This is a genomic window from Aurantiacibacter spongiae, from assembly GCF_003815535.1.
Lineage (GTDB): Bacteria > Pseudomonadota > Alphaproteobacteria > Sphingomonadales > Sphingomonadaceae > Alteraurantiacibacter > Alteraurantiacibacter spongiae.
This window is the reverse complement of the sequence record NZ_RPFZ01000001.1, coordinates 2,424,836-2,451,339: the sequence shown is the minus strand read 5'-3', so window position 1 is coordinate 2,451,339 and position 26,504 is coordinate 2,424,836. Positions and strand designations below refer to the sequence as shown.

At 65.6% G+C, this 26,504-nt stretch carries 25 protein-coding genes and 1 tRNA gene; 15 read left to right on the top strand and 11 right to left on the bottom strand.

Features of this window, described 5'->3' with window-relative positions; genetic code table 11:
- The first annotated feature begins 50 nt into the window (after positions 1-50).
- The 3 genes from EG799_RS11985 (at position 51) to EG799_RS11975 (ending at position 4,125) form a co-directional block, all read left to right on the top strand.
- Positions 51-1,085 (top strand): LacI family DNA-binding transcriptional regulator, encoded by a 1,035-nt coding sequence (locus tag EG799_RS11985; RefSeq protein WP_123881508.1) that lies wholly within the window; start codon positions 51-53, stop codon positions 1,083-1,085.
- 126 nt (positions 1,086-1,211) lie between these two features.
- Positions 1,212-2,741: an MFS transporter gene (locus EG799_RS11980; protein ID WP_123881505.1), complete on the top strand. Its 1,530-nt coding sequence runs from the start codon at positions 1,212-1,214 to the stop codon at positions 2,739-2,741.
- A complete protein-coding gene (locus EG799_RS11975) occupies positions 2,734-4,125 on the top strand; it encodes an alpha-amylase family glycosyl hydrolase (protein ID WP_123881502.1) in 1,392 nt (463 codons plus the stop codon). The genes EG799_RS11980 and EG799_RS11975 overlap by 8 nt, the downstream gene beginning before the upstream one ends.
- A gap of 10 nt (positions 4,126-4,135) precedes the next feature.
- Here EG799_RS11975 and EG799_RS11970 read toward each other — a convergent pair whose 3' ends face one another.
- The 6 genes from EG799_RS11970 to EG799_RS11950 form a co-directional block, all read right to left on the bottom strand.
- A complete protein-coding gene (locus tag EG799_RS11970) occupies positions 4,136-4,939 on the bottom strand; it encodes a lipid II flippase Amj family protein (protein ID WP_123881499.1) in 804 nt (267 codons plus the stop codon).
- Between the two features lie 128 nt (positions 4,940-5,067).
- Positions 5,068-6,429, bottom strand: a complete 1,362-nt coding sequence (locus tag EG799_RS11965) for a PQQ-dependent sugar dehydrogenase (RefSeq protein WP_123881496.1) — start codon at positions 6,427-6,429, stop codon at positions 5,068-5,070.
- Positions 6,426-6,884 carry a DUF2231 domain-containing protein gene (locus tag EG799_RS11960; RefSeq protein ID WP_123881493.1) on the bottom strand — a complete coding sequence of 153 codons (459 nt, stop codon included), beginning with the start codon at positions 6,882-6,884 and terminating at the stop codon, positions 6,426-6,428. The genes EG799_RS11965 and EG799_RS11960 overlap by 4 nt, the downstream gene beginning before the upstream one ends.
- A gap of 164 nt (positions 6,885-7,048) precedes the next feature.
- A complete protein-coding gene (locus EG799_RS14340; protein WP_325051115.1) occupies positions 7,049-7,357 on the bottom strand; it encodes an aldo/keto reductase in 309 nt (102 codons plus the stop codon).
- 3 nt (positions 7,358-7,360) lie between these two features.
- Positions 7,361-7,933, bottom strand: coding sequence for an aldo/keto reductase (locus tag EG799_RS14335; RefSeq protein ID WP_325051114.1), 573 nt, complete (start codon positions 7,931-7,933; stop codon positions 7,361-7,363).
- A 123-nt stretch (positions 7,934-8,056) separates the two neighbouring features.
- A tRNA-Ser gene (locus tag EG799_RS11950) sits at positions 8,057-8,147 on the bottom strand.
- Between the two features lie 97 nt (positions 8,148-8,244).
- Between EG799_RS11950 and EG799_RS11945 the strand changes: the two genes are divergently transcribed.
- From EG799_RS11945 to EG799_RS11935, 3 genes are read left to right on the top strand one after another with little or no spacing between them, the layout of a single operon-like run.
- Positions 8,245-8,649 carry a metallopeptidase family protein gene (locus tag EG799_RS11945; protein WP_123881491.1) on the top strand — a complete coding sequence of 135 codons (405 nt, stop codon included), beginning with the start codon at positions 8,245-8,247 and terminating at the stop codon, positions 8,647-8,649.
- A gap of 45 nt (positions 8,650-8,694) precedes the next feature.
- Positions 8,695-10,401 carry a mechanosensitive ion channel family protein gene (locus tag EG799_RS11940; protein WP_123881489.1) on the top strand — a complete coding sequence of 569 codons (1,707 nt, stop codon included), beginning with the start codon at positions 8,695-8,697 and terminating at the stop codon, positions 10,399-10,401.
- Positions 10,402-10,461: 60 nt separating this feature from the next.
- Positions 10,462-11,454 (top strand): peptidylprolyl isomerase, encoded by a 993-nt coding sequence (locus tag EG799_RS11935; RefSeq protein WP_123881487.1) that lies wholly within the window; start codon positions 10,462-10,464, stop codon positions 11,452-11,454.
- Between the two features lie 189 nt (positions 11,455-11,643).
- Here EG799_RS11935 and EG799_RS11930 read toward each other — a convergent pair whose 3' ends face one another.
- The gene (locus EG799_RS11930) at positions 11,644-13,725 is read right to left on the bottom strand and encodes a RelA/SpoT family protein (protein ID WP_123881485.1); all 2,082 of its coding nucleotides are present in this window, start codon (positions 13,723-13,725) and stop codon (positions 11,644-11,646) included.
- A gap of 140 nt (positions 13,726-13,865) precedes the next feature.
- Here EG799_RS11930 and EG799_RS11925 point away from each other — a divergent pair, with 140 nt between their 5' ends.
- From EG799_RS11925 to EG799_RS11915, 3 genes are read left to right on the top strand one after another with little or no spacing between them, the layout of a single operon-like run.
- On the top strand, positions 13,866-14,141 hold the full coding sequence (locus EG799_RS11925; protein WP_234029143.1) for a hypothetical protein: 276 nt from the start codon (positions 13,866-13,868) through the stop codon (positions 14,139-14,141).
- The gene (gene gntA, locus EG799_RS11920) at positions 14,135-14,815 is read left to right on the top strand and encodes a guanitoxin biosynthesis heme-dependent pre-guanitoxin N-hydroxylase GntA (RefSeq protein WP_123881483.1); all 681 of its coding nucleotides are present in this window, start codon (positions 14,135-14,137) and stop codon (positions 14,813-14,815) included. The genes EG799_RS11925 and gntA overlap by 7 nt, the downstream gene beginning before the upstream one ends.
- Before the next feature lie 17 nt (positions 14,816-14,832).
- Positions 14,833-15,429, top strand: coding sequence for a DUF1989 domain-containing protein (locus tag EG799_RS11915; RefSeq protein ID WP_123881481.1), 597 nt, complete (start codon positions 14,833-14,835; stop codon positions 15,427-15,429).
- A 22-nt stretch (positions 15,430-15,451) separates the two neighbouring features.
- Here EG799_RS11915 and EG799_RS11910 read toward each other — a convergent pair whose 3' ends face one another.
- The gene (locus EG799_RS11910) at positions 15,452-17,422 is read right to left on the bottom strand and encodes a M1 family metallopeptidase (RefSeq protein ID WP_234029142.1); all 1,971 of its coding nucleotides are present in this window, start codon (positions 17,420-17,422) and stop codon (positions 15,452-15,454) included.
- Positions 17,423-17,558: 136 nt separating this feature from the next.
- Here EG799_RS11910 and EG799_RS11905 point away from each other — a divergent pair, with 136 nt between their 5' ends.
- Together EG799_RS11905 and EG799_RS11900 are read left to right on the top strand one after the other, a co-directional pair.
- Positions 17,559-18,428: a glycoside hydrolase family 16 protein gene (locus EG799_RS11905; protein ID WP_123881479.1), complete on the top strand. Its 870-nt coding sequence runs from the start codon at positions 17,559-17,561 to the stop codon at positions 18,426-18,428.
- A gap of 75 nt (positions 18,429-18,503) precedes the next feature.
- Complete coding sequence (locus EG799_RS11900) at positions 18,504-19,406, top strand: hypothetical protein (RefSeq protein WP_123881477.1); 903 nt, start codon at positions 18,504-18,506, stop codon at positions 19,404-19,406.
- Positions 19,407-19,421: 15 nt separating this feature from the next.
- Here EG799_RS11900 and EG799_RS11895 read toward each other — a convergent pair whose 3' ends face one another.
- Both EG799_RS11895 and hemF read right to left on the bottom strand, forming a co-directional pair.
- Positions 19,422-20,669, bottom strand: a complete 1,248-nt coding sequence (locus EG799_RS11895; RefSeq protein WP_181950935.1) for an MFS transporter — start codon at positions 20,667-20,669, stop codon at positions 19,422-19,424.
- Entirely contained in the window at positions 20,660-21,514 is an 855-nt protein-coding gene (hemF, locus tag EG799_RS11890) for an oxygen-dependent coproporphyrinogen oxidase (RefSeq protein WP_123881473.1), read from the bottom strand. Before hemF ends, EG799_RS11895 begins: the two co-directional genes overlap by 10 nt.
- A gap of 178 nt (positions 21,515-21,692) precedes the next feature.
- Between hemF and pdeM the strand changes: the two genes are divergently transcribed.
- Complete coding sequence (gene pdeM / locus EG799_RS11885; RefSeq protein WP_123881471.1) at positions 21,693-22,400, top strand: ligase-associated DNA damage response endonuclease PdeM; 708 nt, start codon at positions 21,693-21,695, stop codon at positions 22,398-22,400.
- A gap of 292 nt (positions 22,401-22,692) precedes the next feature.
- Positions 22,693-23,211, top strand: coding sequence for a translation initiation factor IF-3 (gene infC, locus EG799_RS11880; protein WP_123881470.1), 519 nt, complete (start codon positions 22,693-22,695; stop codon positions 23,209-23,211).
- Between the two features lie 29 nt (positions 23,212-23,240).
- On the opposite strand, the gene EG799_RS11875 is transcribed toward infC, so the two are convergent.
- A complete protein-coding gene (locus tag EG799_RS11875; RefSeq protein WP_123881468.1) occupies positions 23,241-23,933 on the bottom strand; it encodes a hypothetical protein in 693 nt (230 codons plus the stop codon).
- Between the two features lie 208 nt (positions 23,934-24,141).
- On the opposite strand from EG799_RS11875, the gene EG799_RS11870 reads away from it, so the two are divergent.
- Positions 24,142-25,458, top strand: a complete 1,317-nt coding sequence (locus EG799_RS11870) for a cystathionine gamma-synthase family protein (protein WP_123881466.1) — start codon at positions 24,142-24,144, stop codon at positions 25,456-25,458.
- A gap of 102 nt (positions 25,459-25,560) precedes the next feature.
- Positions 25,561-26,496 (top strand): hypothetical protein, encoded by a 936-nt coding sequence (locus EG799_RS11865; protein ID WP_123881464.1) that lies wholly within the window; start codon positions 25,561-25,563, stop codon positions 26,494-26,496.
- The last annotated feature ends 8 nt before the right edge of the window (positions 26,497-26,504 follow it).

The following is a 26,504-nucleotide window of genomic DNA, read 5'->3' as shown; positions in this document are numbered from 1 at the left end:
TAGCATCCTCGTCAGGTCCGCAAGGGAGACGGATCGCTGGGATCAGGTTCATGGGACGTCCACCAACTGGCAAGCCAACCAGTTTCGACATTGCTTATCTTGCCGGCGTTTCTCAGCCGACGGTCAGCAGGGCGCTGCGCGGAGACAGGTCCGTGTCCGAGGCGACGCGCTTGCGTATCCGCAAGATCGCCGATGAACTCAACTATACGGTCGACAAGAACGCGTCTTCGCTGCGCTCTCAGCGATCGAACACCATCGCGCTGCTGTTCTTCGAGGATCCGACGCCCGACGACAGCATGATAAACCCGTTCTTCCTGGCCATGCTGGGGTCCATCACCCGCGCCTGCGCCAATCGCGGGCTGGACCTGCTGATTTCCTTTCAGAAGATGGAGGATGACTGGCACGCTCGCTATCAGGACAGTCACCGGGCGGACGGCCTCATCCTACTCGGCTATGGCGACTACACCGCCTATACCGCGCGCCTCGCGGAACTGGAGGATCACGGCACGCATTACGCCCGCTGGGGTTCGGTCAGCCGCGACCTCTGGGGGCCGACGGTGGGTTCGGACAATGTCGGGGCCGGGCGGCAGGCAGGCGAGCATCTTGCCGGTCTCGGCCGGCGCGACATCGCCTTCATCGGCGAAGTGGGGGAGGACTGTCCGGAATTCGACGGACGCTATCGCGGGCTGGTGGAGGCGATGGGGAAAGCGGGCATCGATGCCGATCCCGCCCTGCGCATGGATGCGATAACCACGGAAGAAGCAGGCTACGATGCGGTTTGCCGTCTGCTGGCGTCGGGCAAGGTGTTCGACGCGATATTCGCCGCGAGCGACCTCATCGCCATAGGAGCGCTGCGCGCATTGGCGGAAGCCGGTCGCAGCGTGCCCGACGACGTGGCGGTGGTCGGTTTCGACGATATACCCGCCGCCAGTCTCACCAGCCCGCCGCTCACCACGATCATGCAGGATATCAAGGGCGCCGGGGAGCGCCTGCTCGAAACTCTGATGGCGCAGATCGAAGAACGCGACCGACCCGACAACCGCCTGCCGACGCGCCTTATCGTGCGCGGCAGCACCGTCGCCTGACAACGCCCGTCCGGGCGCGATACATTCGTATACATGTTGGCGGACGGCGTATTTTCATGCGACCCGTCACGCGCACGGCAAGGGCGGCACCAAGTTCGTCCGGCCGTTCGGGAAAGGACGACCATAATGGAAAAGCCGCGCCAGGGCTTCTGGGGCCTTTGGAACATCAGTTTCGGCTTCTTCGGCATCCAGATCGGCTTCGCCCTGCAGAACGCGAACATGAGCCGCGTCTTCCAGACCCTGGGCGCCAGCATGGACGACCTCCCGGCGCTCTGGGTCGCGGCCCCGCTCACCGGGCTGCTGGTACAGCCGGTCATCGGTCATCTGTCCGATCGTACCTGGAACCGGCTTGGGCGGCGTCGCCCCTATATCCTGACAGGCGCGGTTCTCGCAGCCGTCGCCCTGTTCGTGATGCCGCTCTCACCTGCGTTCGGCGCGCCGCTGATCTTTGCCGCCGCGATGCTGTGGGTGCTAGACGCCTCGCTCAACATTTCGATGGAGCCGTTCCGCGCCTTCGTGGGGGACATGCTGCGCACCGATCAGCACGCCGCCGGTTATGCGGTGCAGACCGCGTTCATCGGCACCGGCGCGGTGGTCGGGTCGATATTTCCCTTCGTGCTCGAACATCTCGGCATCGCCAACGTGGCACCCGGCGGTGGCATCCCCGATACCGTGCGCTGGAGTTTCTGGGCCGGATCGGTCGCGCTCCTGGCTGCGGTCGTCTGGACGGTGGTGACGACCCGCGAATACAGCCCGGACGAACAGGCCGCGTTCGCGGCCGGAGACGGCAAGGTTGCCGAAGCGCCGCCGGCGTCGATGCTGGCGGAAAAATCCTACCTATCGAGCGGCGCCTGGATAGTGCTGGGCGCCGTTGTCGCGCTGCTCGTAGGTCTGCTCGACCTCGAAAAGGAAGTGCTTCTTCTCGGCGCGCTCTTGGCGCTCTACGGAGTGCTGAGCGCGGTTGCGATCGCACTGGCCCGGCGGGGGAAGGCGGCCAACATGCTCTCGAGCATCGTCGGCGATTTCTCCGGCATGCCGGAGGTGATGAAGCGTCTCGCCGTCGTGCAGTTCTTCAGCTGGTCGGCGTTGTTCATCATGTGGATCAACACCACGCCCGTCGTAACCCAGTACGTCTTCGGCAGCACCGATACGACGAGCATTGCCTATAACGAGGGCGCGAACTGGGTGAACGTGCTGTTCACGGTCTATAACGGCATCGCCGCCATTGCCGCCCTCGCCTTGCTGCCCGCCATGAGCCGTCGCTTCGGGCAGGTAGCGACGCATTCCATCTGCCTCACTGCCGGCGCGGTCGGCTTCCTGATGTTCTTCTTCGTACGGGATGCGCAGGTGCTGCTCGTGGCAGAGATCGGAATCGGCATAGCCTGGGCAAGCATTCTCGCCATGCCCTACGCCATTCTCGCCAGCAACCTGCCGCAAGCCAAGCTCGGCATCTACATGGGCCTGTTCAACATCTTCGTCGTCGTGCCGCAGCTGCTGGTGGCAACGGTGATGGGATCGATCATGCAGGCCTTCTTCCCGGGCGAGCCGGTGTGGACGATGCTGTTCGCCGCCGTCACCTTCCTGATCGCGGCCGGCGCCATGCTTCGCGTCGCGGCTGCCCTGCCCTCGACCCCCACGGAGACCGCTCTTGCCTAAGTTCGCTCTCGCCCTGACCCTCGCTGCCCTTTACCTACCCCTCGTCCCCACCGCCGCACAGGACGCCGATCCGTGGCAACCCCGACCCTACGCAACCATCGAAAATCCCGCCTGGTCGCGCGACGCAGTGCTCTATCAGATCAACACTCGCCAGTTCACACCTGAAGGAACCTTCGCCGCAGCCCAGCGGGAACTGCCCCGACTGAAGGCGCTTGGCGTCGACATCCTATGGCTCATGCCGATCCATCCCATCGGGGAGGAGAACCGCAAGGGCACGTTGGGAAGCCCGTATTCGGTGCGCGACTATTTCGCGGTAAACCCGGAACTGGGCACCGAACAGGATCTGAAGACCTTCATCGACGCTGCGCACGCCCAGGGATTTCACGTCATCCTCGATCTCGTCGCCAATCATACCGCCTGGGACAACGAGCTGCGCTACGATCATCCCGACTGGTACGAGAAGGACTGGAAAGGCGACTTCCGCCCGACTCCCTGGTGGGACTGGTCGGACATCATCGATCTCGACTGGTCCAAACCGGGTGTGCGCCAGCATGTCGGGGAGGCGATGGAATACTGGGTGCGCAAATTCGATGTAGACGGATACCGCGCTGACGTGGCGGGATACGTCCCGCTCGACTTCTGGGAGACCGAACGCGAACGGCTGGAAGCGATCAAGCCGGTCTTCATGCTGGCCGAATGGAAATCTTCCGAGATGGTCCGCAAGGCTTTCGATGCGGTCTACGCGTGGGAATGGCACCAGACTATCAAGCAGATCGCGGCCGGAGAGGCGGATGCGACCGCGCTCTATGGATATTACGCCGAGAACGAGAGCGCCTGGCCCGCCAGCGCCATGCGAATGACCTACATCGCCAACCACGACAGCAATGCCTGGGAAGGCACCATGTACGAGAATTTCGGTCCCGCGCTGGGTGCGATGACGGCTCTCAGCTTCACCAACGAGGGGCTACCCCTCATCTATAACGGCATGGAAGCTTGCAACGCCAAACGACTGGAATTCTTCGAGAAAGATCCAATCGACTGGAGCCAGGGAGACGATTGCGCCTATGGCGACCTGCTTGCGAGGCTGATCGACTTTCGAAAGGCCAATCCGGCGCTCGAGAACGGTCGCTGGGGGGCGCGCATAAGCCAGGTGGTGAGCGACAAGCCGCGGCAGCTGTTCGCATGGGTCAGGCAGGAAGGGGACAACAAGGTCGTCGGTCTGTTCAATCTTTCCGCCGAGCCGGTGGACGCGATGCTCCTCGATGCTCACGCAGCCGGCACCTATCGCGATTTTGCCAGCGGCGAAGAGGTGAACCTTGCGTCCCGGGATCACATAACGCTGCCGGCGTGGGGCTATCGTCTGCTATCGAACAGACCGAACTGACGCCGCTTGATCAGATCATGTTGGCGACCACCGCCACCAGCATGGCGGCGGGGAGGAACAACGCCTGTGCCAGGATCGTACCGGCCAGCCGGCTCAACGAAATGGCGGTGATGGTCCGGCGGAAATCGGCCTGCGAAACCTGACCTCCTGCCGCATCGTCGGTGATCACGGAAAGCTGCGGGTCGATCAGAGCAAAGAGCAGGATCGTCGCAACGCCATTGACTATGGCGGAAAGCTGAGCCGCGGTTACCCGGAATTCCGGGTTTAGATAACCTGCGTAAAGCGAGGCCAGCACACCCACAGTCAGCAAGGCCTGCGCCAGACAGTTCGCGGTCAGGACACCCCAGCCCACGCCGGGGGACCGGAGAAATCCGCGCCAGTGCGCCCGCGTCGGCAAAGCAACGGACTGGCGCACCCGTCGCAATCCGCTCGGTGTTGCCAAACGCATCAGAAGACGACCGGTCGACCGATTGACCTGGAAATGGCCTATCGCGCTTACGAACAGGCGCTGTGCTGTCGGAACGGCTAGAACGCCGACCGCTACAGCGATCGATGCCGACAGCAGGACGAGCCTGAAGTCCCCTGCAAGTGCCTCCCCGCCCCCTACGGCGAGCCGCGTTTCGATCCGTTTGGCGAGGAACGGGCCGAGAAAACCGTTTGAAGTGCGCGATACCAGCACGAGGATGTTGAAAAGCGCGAAACTCATGGCGATACGACCGGTCCGCACGCCGGCGATGCGGGCGCCGTAGGCCAGTGTTCCGATCAGGTGTATTCCGGCGGTCAGCAGGCAGATCGCCAGCAATTGTGCGTCCATGACGCTCCATACTCGCGAAGCGTATCACCGCGCCAGCGAATTTGCCTTTATCGTCGCGCCCTTGCCGATATCGCGGAGCGTTCGGACATCCGCCAAAGCGTTCAGCCTTTGGTTTCCGGACAGTCCTGTCAGGAGCGATCCTGCGCGGGATTGTTCCCTCCGCCCGTGCGACCCCGCGGGGTCACTCGCCAGACCGTCCCGCCCGCATCGTCGGCGACGAGCAAGGCCCCGGTGCGATCGACCGCAACGCCGACGGGTCTGCCGTGAGTGGAGCCATCGCCAGTAAGGAAGCCGGTAAGGAAATCCTGCGCCATCCCGTTGGGTTTGCCATCGTCGGCGAAGGGGACGAATACCACCTTGTAGCCGTTGAAATGGTCGCGGTCCCAACTGCCGTGTTCGCCGATGAACGCGCCACCCTCGTAGGCTTCCGGGAAACTGCCGCCGGTGTAGAATGTCAGGCCGAGCGGCGCGACATGACTGCTGAGCGCGTAATCGGGCTTGATCGCCCTCGCCACGAGGTCAGGACGCTGCGGCTGCACCCGGCGGTCGACGTGCTGACCGTAATAACTGTAGGGCCAGCCATAGAAGCCACCGGGCCGTACGGACGTCATATAGTCGGGAACGAGGTTCGGACCGAGCTCGTCGCGTTCGTTGACAACCGTCCACAGCGTATCCGAACCGGGGTAGAACGTCAGCCCGTTCGGATTGCGCAAACCGGTAGCGAATTCGCGAGCGGCCCCCGTTTGCCGGTCGATTTCCCAGATTGCCGCGCGGCCCTTTTCCGCTTCTTTGCCATTCTCCGTGATGTTGCTGTTCGAGCCCACGCTGGCGAACAGCTTGGTACCGTCCGGTCCCAGCGCCAGATCCTTCGTCCAGTGGTGATCGATCGGCCCGCCCGGCAATTGGGTCAGCACATGGGGCGGTGCGGTGATGTGCGTCTGTCCGGGCGAGAACGGATAGGTCACGATCGCGTCGGTGTTGGCGACGTAAAGAGTGCCGTCGGCATAGGCGATGCCGAAGGGCGAGAACAGATCGTCAACCAGGACAGAGCGCATTTCCGGAATGCCGTTGCCATCCGCATCGCGCAGCAGGGTTATCTGGTTGGTCGGCGGCGCCTCTCCACCGCTCGACCCGTGAGCCATCGACATCGCCCACCCCATCATGAAATCCTTCGGACGAAGCGGATCTTCAAGGCCCGGCCCCTTCGTCTCGACGACGAGCACATCGCCATTGTCCAGGGGAAGCATCTGACGCGGTCCCCCCAGATTGCTGGCGAAAGCACGCACTTCGAATCCAGCCGGAGCAACCGGAGCTTCGCCTTCCTCCCAGCCAACGACCTCGGCCACCTTGAACGGTGGAACGAGATATTGCTCGGCTTCGGGCAAGACCGGATCGGCACCGATCTGCGAAGATTTGTCGAACGTGCCGCTGCTGCCGCAAGACGCGACCAGCAGGCCGCTCGCGAGGCCAAGCAGTAAACGGTTCTTCATGCCTCGCTCCTCGCGTAGTACCGTCCACTCAGAAAGGCGCCGAGACAGTTGCCGACAAGCAGCAGCGCAACCGCCACGACCGACAGCGTGAGGCCGGTGGGCACGACGGAAGTGTAGGCGTCGCGGCTGTGAACGAAGATATTGAACAGTTCGATCACGTATGCCCCGAAAACCAGCACGATATGCGCGACGGCGAGGCCGCCTTTCGGATTACGGAAGAAATCGATGATCGCGACGATCGCCGCGAACAGCGCGAACACGAGGCCGGCCGTGATGAGCCAGGCGGAGAAGTTCGTCCACTGCATGTAAGGCGATTGCGCGTAAACGATGTCGGTAAGGAGGGCTCCGGCGAAGCATACGAGCGGCACGCTCGCCAAGGCCGGAAAGACGGGATGTCCCAGGATCGAGATGGCTCTGCGCCCGCCTCGACCGCTGCGTAAGCCTTGATGTTTCATGATTACCTTACGCACTGTCCGCGTCACGGGTTCCTAGGATCTCGCCTTCGACTACGTCTTGGACACCGTGCCATGCGCCAGCGAACGCGGATCTCTAACGGAGCGGCTGCTTGCTTCAGGCAGCGCTTCTGACGATCGGAACCCAATACGCGGCAAGGAGCCGATCAAGTTCCTATCCGGTCCAGTGTCGCAATCGCCTCCGCGGGAAGACGCAGGTTTGCCGCTGCGACGTTCTCTCGCAAATGCGTCACCGAACTCGTGCCGGGAATGAGAAGGATATTGGGCGAGCGTTGCAGCAACCAGGCAAGCGCGACCTGCATGGGCGTTGCGTCGACATCGGCGGCAACGTTGTCGAGCGTGTCCGATTGCAGGCTATCGTACCCGCCGAGAGGGAAGAACGGGACATAGGCAATGCCTTCCCCTGCGAGGTGATCGATCAGCTCGTCGTCGCCCCGATTGGCGAGGTTGTACATGTTCTACACACAGGCGATTTCTGTCATCGAACGCGCAGTCTCGACCTGTTCGGGAAGGGCGTTGCTGATGCCGAGTGCACCAATGCGGCCACGCTCCTTCAGTTCGACGAGCGGATCGAGCAGGGGCCGAACGTCGCCGGGTGCGGGTCCGGAATCCCCCTCGCCGAACATGAGGCGCAAATTCGCGATCTCGACCCGCTCGATCCCGAGGTTATCGCAGTTGCTTTCCACCGCGTCGACGAGTTCGTCCGGCTCCATCGCCGGCAGCCAGGCGCCCGCATCATCACGGCGCGCGCCAAGCTTGGTCACGATCGTCAGCCTGTCCGGGAAAGGGGACAGCGCCTCGCGGATCACGCGGTTGGTATGGTGCGGACCGTAAAAATCGCTCGTATCGATATGATCGATGCCGAGCGCGACAGCTTCGCGCAGCACGGCCATCGCGCCTTCGCGATCTTCGGGAGGTCCGAAAACGTGAGGTCCGGCCAGTTGCATGGCGCCGTAACCCATCCGATGAACGGTGCGACTTCCGAGCGCGAAGGTTCCCGAATTGGCGACCGCGTTGTCTGTCGTGAGCATGAAAACTCCTCTACCTGATCGGGGGCTTCTGGCGCCAACCCCGGCAACGCATCGAGAACCCGGATGCTCCGGGCAGGGGCGCCACGCGACCGGCAAGACCTGATTACGGCGATGCAGCGTGGATGGCGGAGCGGGAGGGATTCGAACCCTCGATACGGGGTTACCGTATACACACTTTCCAGGCGTGCGCCTTCGACCACTCGGCCACCGCTCCGCATGCCTGATCGGGCAGAGGCGTGCCCCTAGCCTTCGTTCCCGACCGTGGCAAGGCAGTGATGACAGATGCCGCGCGCCCTCCTACATTCGCCTTCATGGACCGCACCGTCGGACTGCCCCCGACCGCCTCCGAATTGGAGGCGATGGCCTGCCGCACCCTGGCGCGCCTGCCCGATCAATTCGCCCGGCACCTGGGCGAGGTGATCCTGCAGGTCGAGGATTTCGCCGATCGCGCCCTGCTCGCGCAATTGGGCATCGACGATGCCTTCGGACTGACCGGGGTTTACGAAGGCCTGCCGCTGACCGAGCGTAGCATCGAGCATTCGGGCACCATGCCCGACCGCATCCGCCTGTTTCGCCGGCCGATTCTCGACGAGTGGGCCGAACGCGGCGACGAGACGCTCGAACACCTCGTCGCGCACGTGGTCATTCACGAGATCGGCCACCATTTCGGGCTTTCCGACGCGGACATGCACGCGCTGGAAGACATGGCCGGCTGACCGCGTTTCCGGACCCGCAGGCGGGCTGGTGCGTATGATGTCGGGATGGATTTGCTTGTCAGACGCTTCGCCGCGCTCATCGCGCTCTGCCTCACCACGCTTGCCGCGCCCGCCGTGGCGCAGGGCGACGACGAGGTGCCCAACGCCTCCGAGCCCTATGTCTACCAGGTGGAGACCCTGAACTCCGGCCTCGGCGTGGAGGGCGAGCCGCTCGAACTCGATACGCCGCAGGCGCTGATGGAAAGCTTCCTCGCCGCCGCGGAGGCGCATGAATGGCGGCGGGCCGCCACCGCGCTCGACATGAGCAATCTCGATCCGGAGGAGCAATCGCGCGAGGCGGAAAACCTTGCCGCGATGATGTACGAGATCGTCCATCGCTCCATCGCGCTCGACTGGGCCGGTCTGCCCGACCGCCCCGACGCCGTCGATACCATCGCCAGCGACAAGGATCCGATGGCCGGCACCGAACGCCGCCACATCACCCTCGCCCGCCTCGATCTCGGCCGGCGTTCCGTGCCGATCAGCATCGCCCGGGTGCGCCCGCAGGGCGGCGAGCCGGTATGGGTGTTCAGCCGCCAGTCGGTCGGCAACCTGCCCGAACTCTACGCCCGCTACGGGCCAACCCGGTTCGAGCAGGCGCTCCCGACATGGCTGCGGCGGCAGGCCTTCTGGACGCTGGCCTGGTGGGAGGTCATTGCCATCCCGCTGGTGCTGCTGCTCGCCTTCGTCGCCTCGATCATGACCTACAAGGCGATCGAGCGGATGAAGCGGCGCTTCGACGAGAAGGACAGCTTCGTCGCCGCGATCCTGCGTGCCGTGCAGATCCCCGCGGCACTGCTGGCGCTGGCGGGCAGTTTCGCGGTCATGCGCACCTGGCTGTTCAACTTCACCGGGCCGGTGGACGGGGTGCTCGGCCCGGTTCAGCTGACGCTGGTGGTGGTCGCCATCGGCGCCATCGTGCTCGCCGTGATCGAGGCGCTGCTCGACGTCGCGACGGATCGCAACGTCCAGGAGATCGAAGCGCCGGAAAACGAGGACAGCCGTGATTTCTACACCCAGGCTTCGGCGGTGCGGCGGGTCATGATCGTGCTGATCATGCTGGCGGGCCTCGGCATCGTGCTGGTGCAGAGCGACCTGACGCAGACACTCGGCTTCTCGCTGCTGGCGGGGGCGGGCGTCCTCGGCCTCGTCATCGCCTTCGCAGCGCGCAAGGTGCTGGGCGATGTCATGGCCTCGCTCCAGATCGCCTTCGCCAAGACCGCGCGGATCGGCGACGCCGTCGAGTATGAAGGCCAGTGGTGCTACGTCGAGAAGATCGGCTTCACCCATCTGCGCCTCAGGACATGGGACGAACGGCGGGTCATGGCACCGGTTGCCGAGTTCGTCGGCTCCAGCTTCGAGAACTGGACCAAGCAGGATCCCGCCCTCATCAAGCGCGTGCCGATCCACCTTGACCACCGCGCCGACGTCGCCGCGCTGCGCGAGAAATTCGACGCTATCGTCGCCGAGGACGATGACATCATCAACAAGGACGATGCCAAGCTCGAGGTCATCGACCATACCGACCGTTCCATGATCGTGCGGGCCTGCGTCTGGGCCAGGGATCCGAAGATCGGCTGGTCGATGCACTGCCGCCTGCGGGAGAAGCTGCTCGCCGCCGCCATGGAAATGGATGCCGGCTTCGGCAACGAGCCCGGCCCCGCCTTCATGCCGCGCGAACGCGAGGTGCGGCTGGACGGCAGCGGCGACTGACGCACGGGCACGGCAACCTTGCGAATTGCATTTGCCGCTCCCCGTGGCAAAGTGCGGCGCATGAAACCTCTCTTCGCGCTTTGCGCGCTCGCCATCATCGCCGCAGCCGCCCCCGCCGCCGCGCAGAAGGAACCGGACTACGTCACCCCCGGATCGGTGGTGGAGGCCGCCGCGCAGAAGGAATGGAACGCCATTCCCGCGCAGGATCTGCTGGTGATGGACCTTGCGCCCGATGCGCGGGGCAATCCTCGCCGCGTGATCATCCAGCTGATGCCCCAGCCCTTCAGCCAGCCCTGGGTGGAGAACATCCGTACGCTCGCCCGCGCGCACTGGTGGGACGGGACGAGCGTGAACCGGGTGCAGGACAACTACGTCGCGCAGTGGGGCGACGCGACCGAGGAAAAGCCGCTGCCCGACGGGGTGGAATCCCCGAATGCGTCCTATGAGAGCGGACTTCGCGGCGATGCCCTGCCCCCCGATGTTCCCTACGCCTTCCAGGTCGATCCGGACCGCCCCTCGCCCGCGATGGTCGACGGTTTCCCGGTGTTTCGCGGGCCGGGACCGCGGGACTATGCGGGATTTCTCGGCGGCATTCCCTTCGCCGGAACGATGACCCCGCATTCCAGCGTGATCTGGCCGGTCCACTGCTACGGCTATATCGGTGTGGGCCGGAATGTCGCGCCCGATACCGGCACCGGGGCCGAACTCTACGCGATCATCGGACAGCCGCAGCGGCACATGGATCGCAATCTCGCGGTCGTGGGCCGGGTGATCGAGGGGATGGAACACCTTGCCAGCCTGCCGCGCGGGCATGGCGAACTGGGCTTCTACACCGAGGAGGAGGCGGACCTTCGCACGCCGATCGTGTCCGTGCGCCTCGCCAGCGACATGGCCGAGCCGCCCGCCTTCGAATATCTCGATACCACGAGCGACAGCTTCGCGCGGTACGTGGCGGTGCGCGCCAACCGCGACGACAGCTTCTACACCGTTCCGGCAGGCGGCGCGGACCTGTGTTCGGTGCAGGTGCCGATCCGGCGCACCGCGCCAGAGTGATCCGCCGAAGCAGACGAAGTTGACACCGTGTCAACCGGCTTGGGAACCGGATTTCCCTGATCTATCAACAGCCTGTCGCCGAAAAGCGAAGTTGACACCGCGGACGATGAAAAAACGGCCGGGCCGGGTCTCGACAATGGGAAAGAACGCCGCCCGCGGTAATCCGCCTGCCCGCATGTAGGAAAGCGTTCAGACCCGCTCGGCCTGCGCCACGGCGTCGCTGGCCCGCAGCGCGCTGAGGATGCGGGTGAGATGCGCCAGGTCCTGCACCTCCAGATCGATGCGATAGGTATGGAAGGGATCGTCGCGCTGGGTCAGGTCCAGGCCGATGACGTTGGCGTTGTTCTTGGCGAAGACAGCCGCCATGTCGGCGAGCGTGCCGGGGCGGTGGTAGAGCACGACGTTCAGCCGACCGACCGCGCCCTGCGAGCGCTGGCCCCAGGACAGGTCGACCCAGTCCGCATCGACGCCGTTCGCCAGTTCGAAACAGTCGATCGCGTGGACTTCCACCGCGTCCCCCGGCCGGCGCAGGCCGACGATGCGGTCGCCCGGCACCGGGTGGCAGCATTGCGCCAGCGTGAAGCCCATGCCCGGCGTCAGCCCCTTGATGGAGATGGCCCGCCCCTGCGCGGGTTCCGCCGGCAGATCAGAGGTGCTGCCGGGAACCACCGCCTCCATCACCTCCCGGTCCGACAGCTTGGCGCTGCCGATGGCGAACATGAGGTCTTCTGTATCGTCCATCCCCAGTCGTTCGACAGCCTTGGCGATGGCCTTCTTGCCGACCTTGGCGGGCAGGCGTTCGGCGATCTCGTCGAACAGCTTGCGCCCGATGCCGGCGATCTCCGCCCGTTCGCGCGCGCGCACGAAGCGACGAATGGCGGCACGCGCCTTGCCGGTGACGACGAAGCCGAGCCACGACAGTTGCGGTTCGGCGTTCTTGCCCTTGATGATTTCCACCACGTCGCCATTGCCCAGCGGCGTGCGCAGCGGCATGTGCCGCCCGTTGATCTTCGCGCCGACCGTCTGCGCCCCCAGATCGGTATGCACGGCGAAGGCGAAATCCACCGCGGTCGAACCCTTGGGCAGCTGGAACAGCGATCCCTTGGGGGTAAAGGCGAAGATGCGATCCTGGTAGATCGCCAGCTTGGTATGTTCCAGCAGCTCTTCGGCGTTGTGGCTGGCATCGACGATCTCGATCAGGTCGCGCAGCCAGCCGACCTCGCCATCGTGCCGACCGCCCTGCTTGTAGGCCCAGTGCGCGGCGAGGCCGAAGCCGTTGGTGCGGTGCATCTCACGCGTGCGGATCTGCACCTCCACCCGCATCGACTGATCGTAGAACAAGGTGGTGTGGAGGCTCTTGTAGCCGTTCATCTTCGGGGTGGAGATGTAATCCTTGAACCGTCCCGGCACGAACTGGAACGCCTGGTGCAGCACGCCCAGCGCGCGGTAGCAATCCTGGGCGCTGTCGGTCAGCACGCGGAAGGCCATGATGTCGCTGACCTGTTCGAAGCTGACATGGCGCTCCGCCATCTTGCGCCAGATCGAATAGGGGTGTTTCTCGCGCCCCCACACCTCCACCTCGACCCCGGCCGCGGCCAGCGCCTGCTTGATGTCGAGCGCGATGCGGTCGACCTGGCCGGCATCGGACTGGCGCAGCTGTTCCAGCCGGTTGGTGATAGTGCGATAGGCTTCCGGCTCGATCTGCTCGAAGGCGAGCAGCTGCATCTCGCGCATGTATTCGTACATGCCCACGCGCTCCGCCAGCGGGGCGTAGATCTCCAGCGTCTCGCGCGCGATGCGCTTCCTTTTCTCGGGATCGCGGATGTAGCCGAGCGTGCGCATGTTGTGCAGCCGGTCCGCCAGCTTGACCAGCAGCACGCGCAGATCCTCGCTCATCGCCAGCAGGAACTTGCGCAGGTTTTCCGCCGCGCGCTGATCTTCCGGCATCTGCTCGATCTTGGACAGCTTGGTGACGCCGTCCACCAGCCTTGCCACCTCGTCTCCGAAATGGGTGCGCACATCGTCTATCGTGGCGAGCGTGTCCTCCACCGTGTCGTGCAGCAGGGCGGTGACGATGGTTTCCTGGTCGAGCTTCAGGTCGGTCATCAACCCGGCGACCTCTACCGGGTGGCTGAAATACGGATCGCCGCTCGCGCGCTTCTGGCTGCCGTGCTTCTGAACGGTATAGACATAGGCACGGTTGAGCAGCGCCTCGTCGGCATCGGGGTCGTATTCCTTGACCCGTTCCACAAGTTCGTACTGGCGCAGCATCCTCGTCCTAGATGGGGGTTGCCGCACGCGTTTGGCAATACGAAAACCGCCGGACACAGCCGAGGCGGGTAACATTAATCAGGCGGAACCAGTCGCGTCGCGGAGTCTTGTTGAGAGGCAGGAGAGAGGCACCGACCGCAATGTTCACCCAGCTCAACCCCACCCTCCCCGTCACCATAACCGATCGCGGCAAGGGGCAGGCGGTGGCGGTCATCGACTACGGCCCGGAACATCACCTGATCTGGGTCACCGCGCTCGATGCCAATGGCGAGTTCTGGTGCGCGCCCAACCCCAAGGTCAGGATGCAGAACAACTGGACGATGGGGCGCGGGCCGGCGGGCGCGCCGCGCACCGGCGTGCCCCTGCCCGACATCGCGCCCGAGCCGCACCCGGTGGCGGAGCATCCTCCATGCTGAATGCCCAAGCGGAACGGGGGGAACTGCGCGCCGAGCTGGAGGAATGGATCGCCGATGGCGGTTTTCCCTGCGTCGGTGCCAAATCGGCGCTCGCCAGGGGCACGCTGAAGGTCGTCACCGCACGCGATATCACGAGCGCGTGGAACGACGTGGCGATCCATGACGACCTGCTCGAATGGGCGCACGCCTGGCGCGCGGAGCCGGAGGGGCTGCGTAGCCTGGCCGTGGTGTTCGAAGGGCCGCGCGACCTGTCCGAGACGCAGTTCGAAAGCGCGATGTGGGAACGCATCCAGTCGCTCGCCGACAAGGATCACTGGCGCGGCCAGCCTTATGACGAGCGAGTGAGCGCGGACCCGGGCAGCCCGCATTTCTCGCTCAGCTTCGGCGGCGAGGGATTCTTCGTGGTCGGACTGCACCCCCACGCCTCGCGCCCGGCGCGCCGCTTCGCGCGGCCCACGCTGGTGTTCAACCTGCACGACCAGTTCGAGAAGCTGAGGATGGAGGGCCGCTACGAGCGGATGCGCGAGGCGATCCTGTCGCGCGACGTGAAGCTCGCCGGTGATGTCAACCCGATGCTCGCCCGCCACGGCGAGGACAGCGAGGCGCGCCAGTACAGCGGGCGGCAGGTCGAGGACGACTGGTCGCCGCCCTTCAGCGACAAGAGGGCGGACTGATTTCCCAAGACCGCGACATGACCGTGATCGCGCCGCGTTCCGGCACCGCCTTTCGCCTGGCGCAAGGCGCGACGCTGGAGGTTATCGACGTGGACGGCTGCCAGGTTTCCGACCTGCTCGCCTACAATGCGGCGGACGTGCGCGAGGTCATTTCCAACGGGCGGACCTTCGATTACGAGGAGACGCTGAAGCTGAGCGCGGGGAACACGCTATGGTCCAATCGCTCCAATCCCATGCTGGACATCGTGCGCGACGATGTCGGCTGCCACGATTTCCTGCTGACGCCGTGCAGCGAGGATACCTTCCGCCATTTCTATCCCGATAGGCCGATCCATCGCGGCTGCTTCGGCAACCTGGCCGAAGCGCTGGCGCCCTACGGGATCGCGGAGGACGATATTCCGTGCGCGTTCAACGTGTTCATGAACGTACCTGTCGACGGTTCGAGCGGGCGGATCAGCGTCGATCCGCCGGTGTCGAAGGCGGGCGACGTGCTGCGCCTGCGGGCGCGCATGGACCTGGTGATCGGCCTTACGGCGTGCTCGGCCTATGCCAGCAATGGCGGGACGTTCAAGCCGATCGGCTACCGCGTGCTGGACGACGCTGCCGCCGCGTGATGGCCGGCGCGTGCCGCGCCCGTCAGCCTCCCGCCCCCTCGTAGCCGAGAACCGCGTCCACGCGCCCGCGCGTGAAGCTGTGATAACCGCCGCGCGTCCGGGCATAGATGCGCGTGGCGACGGGGCGGCCCCAGTCGCCCGTCGCCCACAGCGCCCTGAATAGCGGCTCCACGAACTTGTTGCGGCCGACGCGGGCGAGGAACGCCTCGGCCTGCGGGACGGCGGGATCGTATTCGTTGCGCAAGGCCGCCTGCAGCCAGAGGAACAGCACCTCGTTATTGCCGCTTCGCGACAGGCCGAGCTGCCGGTCCATCGCGGCCAGGTCGGTATCGTCCAGATCTTCGGGCAGTTCTTCCAGGAACCGGCGCTGCTCGGCAGCGGTCCAGCCTTCCCAGGTCCGCGTGGCCGGCAGCGTACCGGCCCGGGCGTAAGCCGCCACGGCATCGTCCACCGCCGCGAACGCCGTCGCCTCGGGTTGCCAGGCATTGGACGGGATGCCGGTGCCGTAGACCCACTCGTCGAGCATCAGCCGGTCTTCGAGATCGGAATCGCCATCGATCAGGTTGGCGCGCATGTCCGCGAGGAACATCTCGCTGGTCACGGGCTGGAAGGCGTGGGCATCGAACCACTGCGTCAGCCAGGCGTCGAACCGCTCGCGGCCGACGATATTCTCGACCGTGCGCAGGAAGACCGTGCCCTTGTCGTAGATCGCCTCTCCGACGGTGTCGAAGGGGCTGATCGCGGCGGGGGAACGCATGGCCGTGTTGGGATTGTCGGCGCCGTTTTCCTCCACCGCGTTCGCGAGGGCGGCGTAGCTCAGTGCGTATTCCTGTTCGGCACGCGGCTTGCCATAGACCTCTTCGGTGATCCGGCTCTCGATATAGGAGGTGACGCCCTCGTTCAGCCAGCCGTCGCGCCAGGTGGCGTAGGTGGTGAGGTTGCCCGACCAGCTATGCGCCAGTTCGTGCGCGATCAGGCCGTTGTTCGACCGGTCCCCGGCGATGAAGGTGGGGGTGAGGAAGGTCAGCGTGGGATTTTCCATCCCGCCATAGGGGAAGGAGGGAGGCAGCACGATCATGTCGTAGCGGCCCCAGCGATAATCGCCGAACAGACTTTCGCCCGCCTCGATCAGCTGCTCCGTATCGCCCAGCTCCTGCCGCGCGGCGGGCAGCACTTCCGGTTCCGCCCAGACGCCCGAGCGCGGGCCGAGATCGGCGAACTCCAGATTGCCGGCGGCGACCGCTATCAGATAGGGCGGGATGTTGTTGTCCATCGCGAATTCGAAGGCGCGGCGCCCCCCGCCCACGTCCGTGGGCTGGCCCTGCCGGATACCCGACATGACTACCGTGAGCGGCCTGGGCGCGGTGATGCGCGCTTCCCAGGTCTGGCGGATGCCGGGCGAATCCTGCGTCGGGATCCAGCTGCGGTTGAGGATCGCCTGCCCCTGGCTGAAGACGAACGGATATTCGCCGCCCGCCGTCTGTTCGGGATCGAGCCACTGGAGCGCCGGCGCGTCTGGCCCGCTGGCGTAGGAAATGACGATTTTCCGAGACGAAGCGCCGCCCGAATCGCCCAGCTCGACGATGATCGGCTCCCCCTTGTCGGGCACGCTTTCGCCGATGGTGTAGCCAAGGGCATTGCCCCTGCCATCGGTGATCCCGCCGATCAGCAGCCCGTTCGAATCGAGGACGATCTCGTCCGCACCCGGAGCGGCGGTAACGTCGAGCGTGGCGGTGCCCTGCACCCGGCGCGCCTCGAAATCGAGATCGAGGTCGAGCGCGACATGCGTGACGCGCGCCTCGGTCGGCTGCGCATAGGTAAATTCGTCGCGCGCCTGTTCCGTCGTCAGGATTGGTGCGATGGAACGCGCCGTATCCGCCGGCCCCGCAGTCGTGCAGCCTCCCATCAGGAACGGCACGGTGAAGGCGAGGACGGGGGCGGAAAAACGCATGGACACTCCGGCAACAGGCTGATCGGTTTCGCGCGCAACCATAGCAGCGGGACGGGCGATGTCATCAACCGGGTCATCCACTGGCGGGCACGGCGCATGGCTTGGCTTGGCACATGGGGCGGTCTATGTCACCGATGTGAACGATCACAACGATGGTCGATGCAACGGGGAGAGTTCGATGTTCGCCAGATTTGCCACCGCCGCGCTGGGTTTTGCAGCGCTCGCCGCCTGTCAGACGGTACAAACGCCCGGCACCGCCTCGTCGGCGCCAATGCGCGCCGACCGCCCGCTGCTTTTCGCCGACGAGTTCGATACGGGGACGCTCGACCGGGAAAAGTGGAACGTCGTCGGCCCCGATTTCTGGGTCAACAACGAACAGCAGGCCTATATCGACGATCCCGCCACGGTCCGCTTCACCGGCACCAGCCTGTTGCTGACGCCGCAATTCCGGGAGGACTACCCCACGCCCGACGGCCGACAGCCGGATTTCGTCTCGGGCCGGATCAACACGCGCGGCCATTTCGATTTCACCTATGGCCGGGCGGAGGCCCGCATCCGCATGCCCGATGCGGTCGGGGCGTGGCCGGCCTTCTGGCTGCTTGGCAACGGGCGCTGGCCGCAGACGGGCGAGATCGACATCATGGAATATGTCGGGGAAAAAGACTGGGTCGGCGTCGCGGTGCACGGCGATGGCTATTCGGGCGAGACGCCCATCGTCAACCGCTGGTACTTCGCACCCGGCACCGATGCGACCGACTGGCACGACTACGCCGTCGAATGGACCCCCGAGGAGATCCGTTTCGAGGTCGACGGACGCACCACCTACGTCGCGACGCACAGGATGATCGAGAATTACGGCACGTGGAATTTCGACACGCCCAAGTTCGTGATCCTCAATTTCGCGCTGGGCGGCGCCTATCCCGAAAAGAACAACCTCGTCGCGCAGCCCTATCCCGGCCTGCCGCCGGAGACGGTAGAGCGCGTGAAGGCGGGCGAACTGGCGATGGAGGTGGACTGGGTGCGCGTCTGGGGCCCGCCGGCGCGGTAGTCGTTCGTCCAGCCGTGTCGCCCCTTGGGCGAAGGGCGTTCGCAATCGCGGCGCACCGTCGCTACATGATTGCGCATGACCCCGCTTCGCACATGCCTCGCCCTGGCGACGTCGCTCGCCGTCGCCTTCCCCGCCCTTGCACAGGACGCGGGACCGCCCGAAAGCGATCCGGAGATCGTTGTCGAGGGGCAGCGCGAGGTGGACGGCGCCGAAGCGCGCGACCAGGCGCGCGAAGTGACCGAACGCCCCGGCAGCTATTCCGAGCCGCTGGCCCGCTTCCAGCGCGAGGTGTGCCCCGGAGTCTGGGGGCTGGCGCCGGAAAACGCGCAGGCCGTGATCGACCGCATCTACGACAATGCCGAACGCGCCGATATCGCGATCGATGCCAACCCCGGTTGCGCGGCGAACATGTGGGTCATCGTGGTCGACGATCCGCAGGCGGAATTCGCCAAGTTGCAGGACGAACGCAGCTATCTCGTCAGCGAACTGACCAAGCGCCAGCGCGAACAGGTGGAAGAGGATACCGGACCCGCGCTGGCATGGAACATCGTGTCGACGCGCAATCGCGAAGGGATGCCGATCGCCACCGGCTTCGACGCGGTGACCAACCGGATGCGCAACCCCGCCGAAGGTCAGCAGGTTTTCGCCATGAGCCGTCTTTCGACAGGCATTCGCAAGGACATCGAATTGTCCATCGTCATGATCAGGAGGTCCGAACTCGCCCGGCTCGATGCCTATGCCATCGCCGATTACGCCTCGATGCGCGCGCTCGCGCTGACGGAACCGCCGGAACAGGGTGCCGCCTTCGATACGGTGCTGGCGCTGTTCGACGGGACGGGAACCGCGCCCGACCGCCTCACCTCGTTCGACCGTGCCTATCTGCGCAGCGTCTATCGCGGGTCGGAAACGCGCCCCTCCAACCAGGCGCTGGGCGATATCGGCTATCTGATGGAAGAAGATCTCGAGGAACGCGAATAGCCCGGTCCGTCCGGTTCACGTCGCCGCCCGGTACCCCTCGCGCCGCATGACCGCGCGGCTGGCCAGCGCCAGGCTGGCGGACGCGGCGAGACACCAGGCGGCCATTCCCAGCATCTGCTCGGGCAGCGGCACGCCGCGGTCGATCAGCAGCCCCGTCAATCCCGGTCCGACGGCGGTCGACAGGACCATCGCCGCCACCACTATGGCACGGATGCCGCCGAGATTGGCAAGGCCGTAGACCTCGGGCCACAGCGCACCCACGATGGTCTGGGTAAAGCCGTTGCTGACGCCCAGCAGCATCATGAACAGGTAGATGCCCCAGACCGGCTCGATCAGGCCGACCGCCAGCGAGGCGACCGCCAGCGGCAGCAGGTAGAAGGGCAGCAGGCGCAGTGCGGTGAACCTGTCCACCAGCACGCCGCAGGCCAGGCTGAACAGCACCGTCGTTCCGGCCATCACCGGGAAGGCGAAGGCAAAGGCCAGCGGATCGTAGCCGCGCAGCTCGATCAGATAGCCCAGGTGGAAGAACACGATGGTCCCGATGAAGGGCGGTGCGAGCGTGCCCGCCAGCAGCATGTAGAGCACCGGGTCGCGCAGCACCTGCCCCCGCGTCCAGTCGCGCGCGACGAGGCCGGTGGCCCCTTGCGCCTCCGCCGCGCTCGGCTGCCGCTCGACCCCGATCAGCTTCACGATGACAGGCCAGCCCAGTGCGAGGGTCAGCGCTGCCGCGCCGAACCACGGCCAGTGCCAGCCCCCCGCCGACGCCAATGCGACGAAGCCCAGCGGCATAAGCGCGTTGCCCGCCTGCAACCCCATCGCCGTGAGCGCCATGGCCCGCCCCCGGCTGGCCGCGAACCAGCGACCGATCTCGGTATAGGCGATCTCGGTCATCATCCCCTGCCCGAACAGGCGCAGCAGGTAGAGCGCGGCGCCGAGCCAGACGATGCCGGGGGCGAGCGGCAGCGCGAGACAGGCGAGCGCGAGCGCCGGCAGGCAGAAGCGCGCAACCTTCCATCCCGGCATGATGTCGAGCGTGCGGCCGAGGAAGGGGAGCGTCGCCGCGCTGCCCAGGGTGGCGATCATGTAGAGGCCGCCGAACTCGCCGGCCGACAGGTCGAAAACGCGCCGGATGTCGGCGCCCGAAAGGCCGATGAAGAAGGTCTGCCCGAACGAACTGAACGCGGTCAGCAGAAAGCCGCCGGCCAGCCACCGGGCATTGACGCGGATGAAGCGGGCGGCGCCGGTCGCGCCGCTCAGCTCCACGTTACCTCTGGCGGAAGGCTCATCAGGATGGCATCGATATTGCCGCCGGTCTTGAGCCCGAACAGCGTGCCGCGGTCGTAGACGAGGTTGAACTCGACGTAGCGACCGCGCCATTCGAGCTGGCGGGCCTTGTCGGCGGGCGTCCAGTCCTGCTCCATGCGCTGACGAACGATGGCCGGGAAGGCGTCGAGAAAGGCCTCTCCCACGTCGCGGGTGAAGGCGAAATGGCGTTCGAACTCGGCCTCGTCGCGGCATTCCAAGTGATCGTAGAAGATGCCGCCGACACCCCTGTGCTCGTCCCGGTGGGGAATGTAGAAATAGTCATCCGCCCATTTAGAGAACCGTTCGTAATATTGCGGGTTGTGGCCGCTGCACGCGGCGCGGAGCCGGGCGTGGAAACGGTCGGTATCCTCGCGGTAGGGGATCGGCGGATTGAGATCCGCCCCGCCGCCGAACCAGGCCGTCTGCGTCGTCAGGAAGCGGGTGTTCATGTGGACGGCGGGAACGTGCGGATTGGCCATGTGGGCGACCAGGCTGATGCCGGTGGCGGTGAATTCGGGGGCGTCCTCGCTCGCGCCGTTGATCGTCGCGGCGAATTGCGGGGCGAAGGCGCCGGTGACGGTGGAAACGTTGACCCCGACCTTCTCGAACACCTTGCCCTTCATCGCCCCGCGCACGCCGCCGCCGCCGTCCGAGCCGTCGTCGGTTTCCCGGTCCCATGCGATGTAGTCGAACGCCGCCCCGGACCCCGCCTCGCGCTCGATCGCCTCGAACTCGGCGCAGATACGGTCCCTCAGGGTCTCGAACCATTCGCGGGCGGTAGCGGTTTGGGTCGTCCAGTCCATGTCCAAGCTCCCCCCTCCCGCGTGCGGGAGGGGCCGTGGGTGGGCGCGCGTGGCGCTGGGCCGAAGGGCCCCGTCCCCGATGCGACTAGGCAACCGCCGGGGCGGTTTCAAGTCTCGCCCCCTCGCGCGGCTTCGTCGGGGGTTGCCAGCCGTCGCCAATCAGGCCACTAGGCGGCGCATGGTTCCCGTTTCGTTCGCCTTCCCTTTCTGCGGAGAGGAGTTTCGCCTGACGAAGTCGCGCGCGCTGTTCTGGCCGCGCGAGAACGCGTTGCTGGTTGCCGACCTGCACCTGGAAAAGGCCAGCTTCTTCGCTCGCCACAACCAGTTCCTGCCGCCGTACGACACGCGCGAGACGCTGGAACGGGTGGCGGAAACGATCCGCGAGACGGGCGCGCGGCGGGTCTATACGCTGGGCGACAACTTCCACGATTCGCAGGGGTCGCAGACGCTTGGCGAGCATGAAAGCGGAATGCTCGCCGCGCTCACCCGCGCGGTCGACTGGGTATGGCTGACGGGCAATCACGACCCCGCGATGGAAGCGAGGAGCGGCGGCACCATTGTCGACGAATTGGAAATCGCCGGCATGGTGCTGCGTCACCGGGCGATGCGCGGCGAGACCCGCCCCGAGCTTTCGGGCCATTATCACCCGCGCGTGCAGGTGAAGATCCACCATCGCCGGATCAACCGCCCCTGCGCCGTCGTCGCGCATAGTGGCAACGCGACGTGCGGACGCATGATCCTGCCGGCCTTCGGCGCGCTGACCGGCGGGATGGACGCCGGCGATCCTGCGATCCTGAAAGCGCTTCAGCCGGCAGCGGCGATCGACGCCGTCGTGCCCGCCGGCAGGAAGCTGGCGCGCTTTCCGCTGTGGCGCGAGCGGGGGTGAAAGCCGCGCTCGGCTGCGGCGCGGGCGGTCGCCGACCGCGCGGTGTCACCCGTCCGGCGCGATGGTCGCGCTTCCTGTTTCCGCCGACCTGAAGAACCGCGCCTTCGAACGCGCGGGCGCCGCCGCGCCGACCGGCTGGCAGCGGAGAAGGGAACAGCCGGAGGGCCGGACACCGCGATACACGGTCGCCACAGCAAAAGACTCTGGCGCTCGCCCGCCCGAATCCCTACATTGCCCGATACGTTCAACCACCGAAAGGAGCCTACCCATACCTCGTCCACCCCGCCGATCCATGGCACCGCCGGTCAAATCCGGCCCCCGATACGACAATATGATCCAGGCCGACAAAGTCCGCGTCATCGATGACGAGGGCGAGAATCTCGGCGTGATGTACACCCGCGAAGCGATCGAACAGGCCGCCGACGCCGGCCTCAATCTGGTCGAGGTGTCGCCCAACGCGAACCCGCCGGTGTGCAAGTTCCTCGATGTCGGCAAGTACCGCTACGAAGCCCAGAAGAAGGCGAATGCGGCGCGCAAGACGCAGAAGACGCAGGATATCAAGGAAATCAAGATGCGTCCGAACATCGACGATCACGATTACGATGTGAAGATGCGCAACGTGAACAAGTTCATCGACAACGGCGACAAGGTCAAGGTCACGCTGCGCTTCCGCGGGCGCGAGATGGCGCACCAGCATCTCGGCATGGACTTGTTGAAGCGCGTCCAGTCCGACGTGGAGGAAATCGCCAAGGTCGAGGCCTATCCACGGCTCGAAGGGCGCCAGATGCTGATGGTCCTCGCACCCAAGTAGGGCGCCCCCGCGAGCAGTTTTCGTCGCTGCTAGATCACCGAAAAATCGCGAACCAGCATGCGCGCGGGCGCGGTCGAGAAGACGCCGTGCCCGCGACCGTGTGCCGATCCCAGCGTGAAGCCCATGCGCCCCGCCCGCGCGAGCGTGTCGGCAAACTGGCGCGATGCGCGGTGCGAGCTCTGGCCCATGACGCCCTTCCAGTCCTCGTCGAACATCACCCGCACCTCGTGCTCGCCCGGCTCCAGCCGCTGCATCGCGGGGTCCGGCGAATACCAGCGGGCAGCGGCCCGGTCGCCGCGGCCGCTCCAGTCGTCGCCGTCGCGCTGCACGTAGAGCGAAAGCGTCGCGGGTTCGCGCGGATTTTCCTGCGGAATGAAGCGGGCGCCGGGCGCCGCGTCGATGCGGTAGCGCATTCGCAGCCCGCGCGCTCCACCAAGGCCGTTCGCGCTGGTCGTAAGATAGTGGACATGGCCGTCGCGCGCGGTCGGGCCGGGAAATTCGAAAAACCAGCCGCCGCGGACGGCAAACGGATGGGGCGGCATCCCCTGCGAATAGTTGCGACCGCGGATAACCGGACCGATTTCCCATTCCCGCACCATGTCGAACCGCGATTCGGGCTGGCGGCGGTCCTGCGCCGCAGCCGGCTGTCTCGGCACGAAGAGCGAACCGGTCGCGGCCAGCGCCGACCCGGTGGCGGCGGTCATGAAAAATCGTCTGTCCATGCCAGGTATCATGGTCTGCGGGGCGTTGCGCATCGCTGAACCGGGATGTTGCCCCATTGAAAGGCAAATCGCGCCGCGATAGAGCGCACACCATAGCGAGGGCCACGGCGCAGATGCGTTCCTGCGGAGGTTAGGAACGGGCAGCCCGCACCGCCCGATGACGCCCCTGCCTTCCTGGGGGCACGCCAGCAAAGGAAGGTCCACCGCCATGACCGACGCCGTTGATTCCACCGACCAGCCGACCCCGCGCCGCAAGCCCAAGCCGCAGGTCGAGAAGATCGGCGGATCGAAACTGAAGCCCAGCACGCTGATGATGGGTCACGGCTACGATCCGGCCCTGTCCGAAGGCTCGCTCAAGCCGCCCATCTTCCTGACCAGCACCTTCGCCTTCGATAACGCGGCCGCCGGCAAGCGGCACTTCGAAGGCATCACGGGCCTGCGCGAAGGCGGGGCGGAAGGCCTCGTCTATTCGCGCTTCAACGGCCCTAACCAGGAAATCCTGGAGGACCGCCTCGCCGTCTGGGACGGGGCGGAGGACGCGCTCAGCTTTTCGAGCGGAATGACCGCGATCTGCATTCTCATGCTGGCCTATTGCAGCCAGAACGACGTCATCGTCCATTCCGGCCCGCTCTACGCCGCGTCCGAAGGCTTCGTGGCTAAGGTACTGGCGAAGTTCGGTGTCACCTACATCGCCTTCCCCGCGGGCGCGGATCGCGAGACGTTCGACGGCGTGCTGGAAAAGGCGAAGGCGCAGGCCGGGGAAAACGGCGGCAAGGTCGCGATGATCTACCTCGAAAGCCCGGGCAATCCCACCAACGCGCTGGTCGACATCGAGATGGTGCGCGAAGCCCGCGACGCGGCGCTCGACCCGTCCTGCCCGATCGCCATCGACAACACCTTCCTCGGGCCGCTGTGGCAACGCCCGCTGGAACACGGCGCGGATATCGTCGCCTATTCGCTGACGAAATATGTCGGCGGGCATTCCGATCTCGTCGCCGGCTCCGTCGCCGGGGCGAAGCGATGGATGGACCCGGTGCGCGCGCTCAGGAACACGATGGGCGGCATCACCGATCCCAACACCGCCTGGATGCTGCTGCGATCGCTCGAGACGGTGGAACTGCGGATGCAGCGCGCGGGCGAGAACGCGGAGAAGGTCTGCGCCTTCCTGCGCGATCATCCCAAGGTGGAGGGGCTGGGCTATCTCGGCTTCCTGTCCGACGCGCGGCAGAAGGACATATACGACAGGCATTGCCTGGGCGCCGGCTCCACCTTCTCCGTCTTCATCAAGGGCGGAGAGGAGGAATGCTTCCGCTTCCTCGACGCGCTCAAGGTCGCCAAGCTGGCAGTCAGTCTCGGCGGGACGGAAACGCTCGCCAGCCACCCGGCCAGCATGACGCACCTGTCCGTGGCCCAGGGGCGCAGGGCGGAACTCGGCATCTCCGACAACCTCGTTCGCATTTCCATCGGGATCGAGGATGCAGGCGACCTCATCGCCGATTTCGATCAGGCGCTGGAACAGGTGTAATCCGTCGCAACCCGGCTTGCCCGCAGGGGCGGCCGGGGGCTATGGCATCGCCGGCGCGCCGATGGCGGCGCGTGCCTCGAACCAGTGGACGGGAAGAACCAAGTGCGTCGCAATCTAGCCTATTTGTTGAGTGTCGCCGCCTGCGGCGCGCTGGTCGCATCATGCGGCGGGGGGAACAACGATCCCATCGGTAGCCCCACCCCGACGCCGAGCGAAACGCCAAGCCCGACGCCGACGCCCACGCCGACAACGTCCAACCTCGATTTCGGCCAGGACTTCGAGAAGACGACCACCAACGCGAACATCATCTACGCCTACTTCACTCCGCAATCCGGCGGCACGGAAGTGTTCAACGACGCGTCCCGCCTGAACGGGACGGCGGCCGTCCAGTACAGCGTGGACGGCGACACGGTGTTCGCCTTCCCCGGCCTGTCGCAGAACGTCACCTTCCCCAACGGCACGCAGACGGGCAAGACGACCACCAGCGTGACTTACGAGCAGGGGGACGACACGCTGACGCTGTCGATCCCGAACGGCGACGTCCTGCGCGCGACGTTGCAGCGCAGTCAGGATTACACGCAGGACAGCATTGCCGGGACTCTTCGCAGCCAGCGAGTCGCGATCTTCTTCAATCCGGTAACGACGACGACGGCGATCGGATCGACGCTCAGCTACTCCGGACAGCCGCAGGTCGCAGGCGGCGTTCTGGGCGAAACCCCGTCGGGCGCGATTTCCTCCCCCGCCATCACCCTTTCGGTCGCGACCGACGGAACGGTCACGGGCACGATACGCATCTACCGCATGACGGGCGGCACACAGCAGCTCGTCGCCGAACTGCCGATCAGCGAACAAGTCGATGCAAGCGGCCAGTTCGTGGAGGAGGTGGACGATACCGCGCGCGGCCTGACCGGGCGGATCGTCGGCGCGCTGGCGGGCGCCAACCGCGAAGAACTGGTGGTGCTGTTTTCCGTCTCCGACATCGACGATGACGACACCATTACCGAACGCTACGTCGGTACGCTGATCGCCGCGCGTTGAGGGCTTCG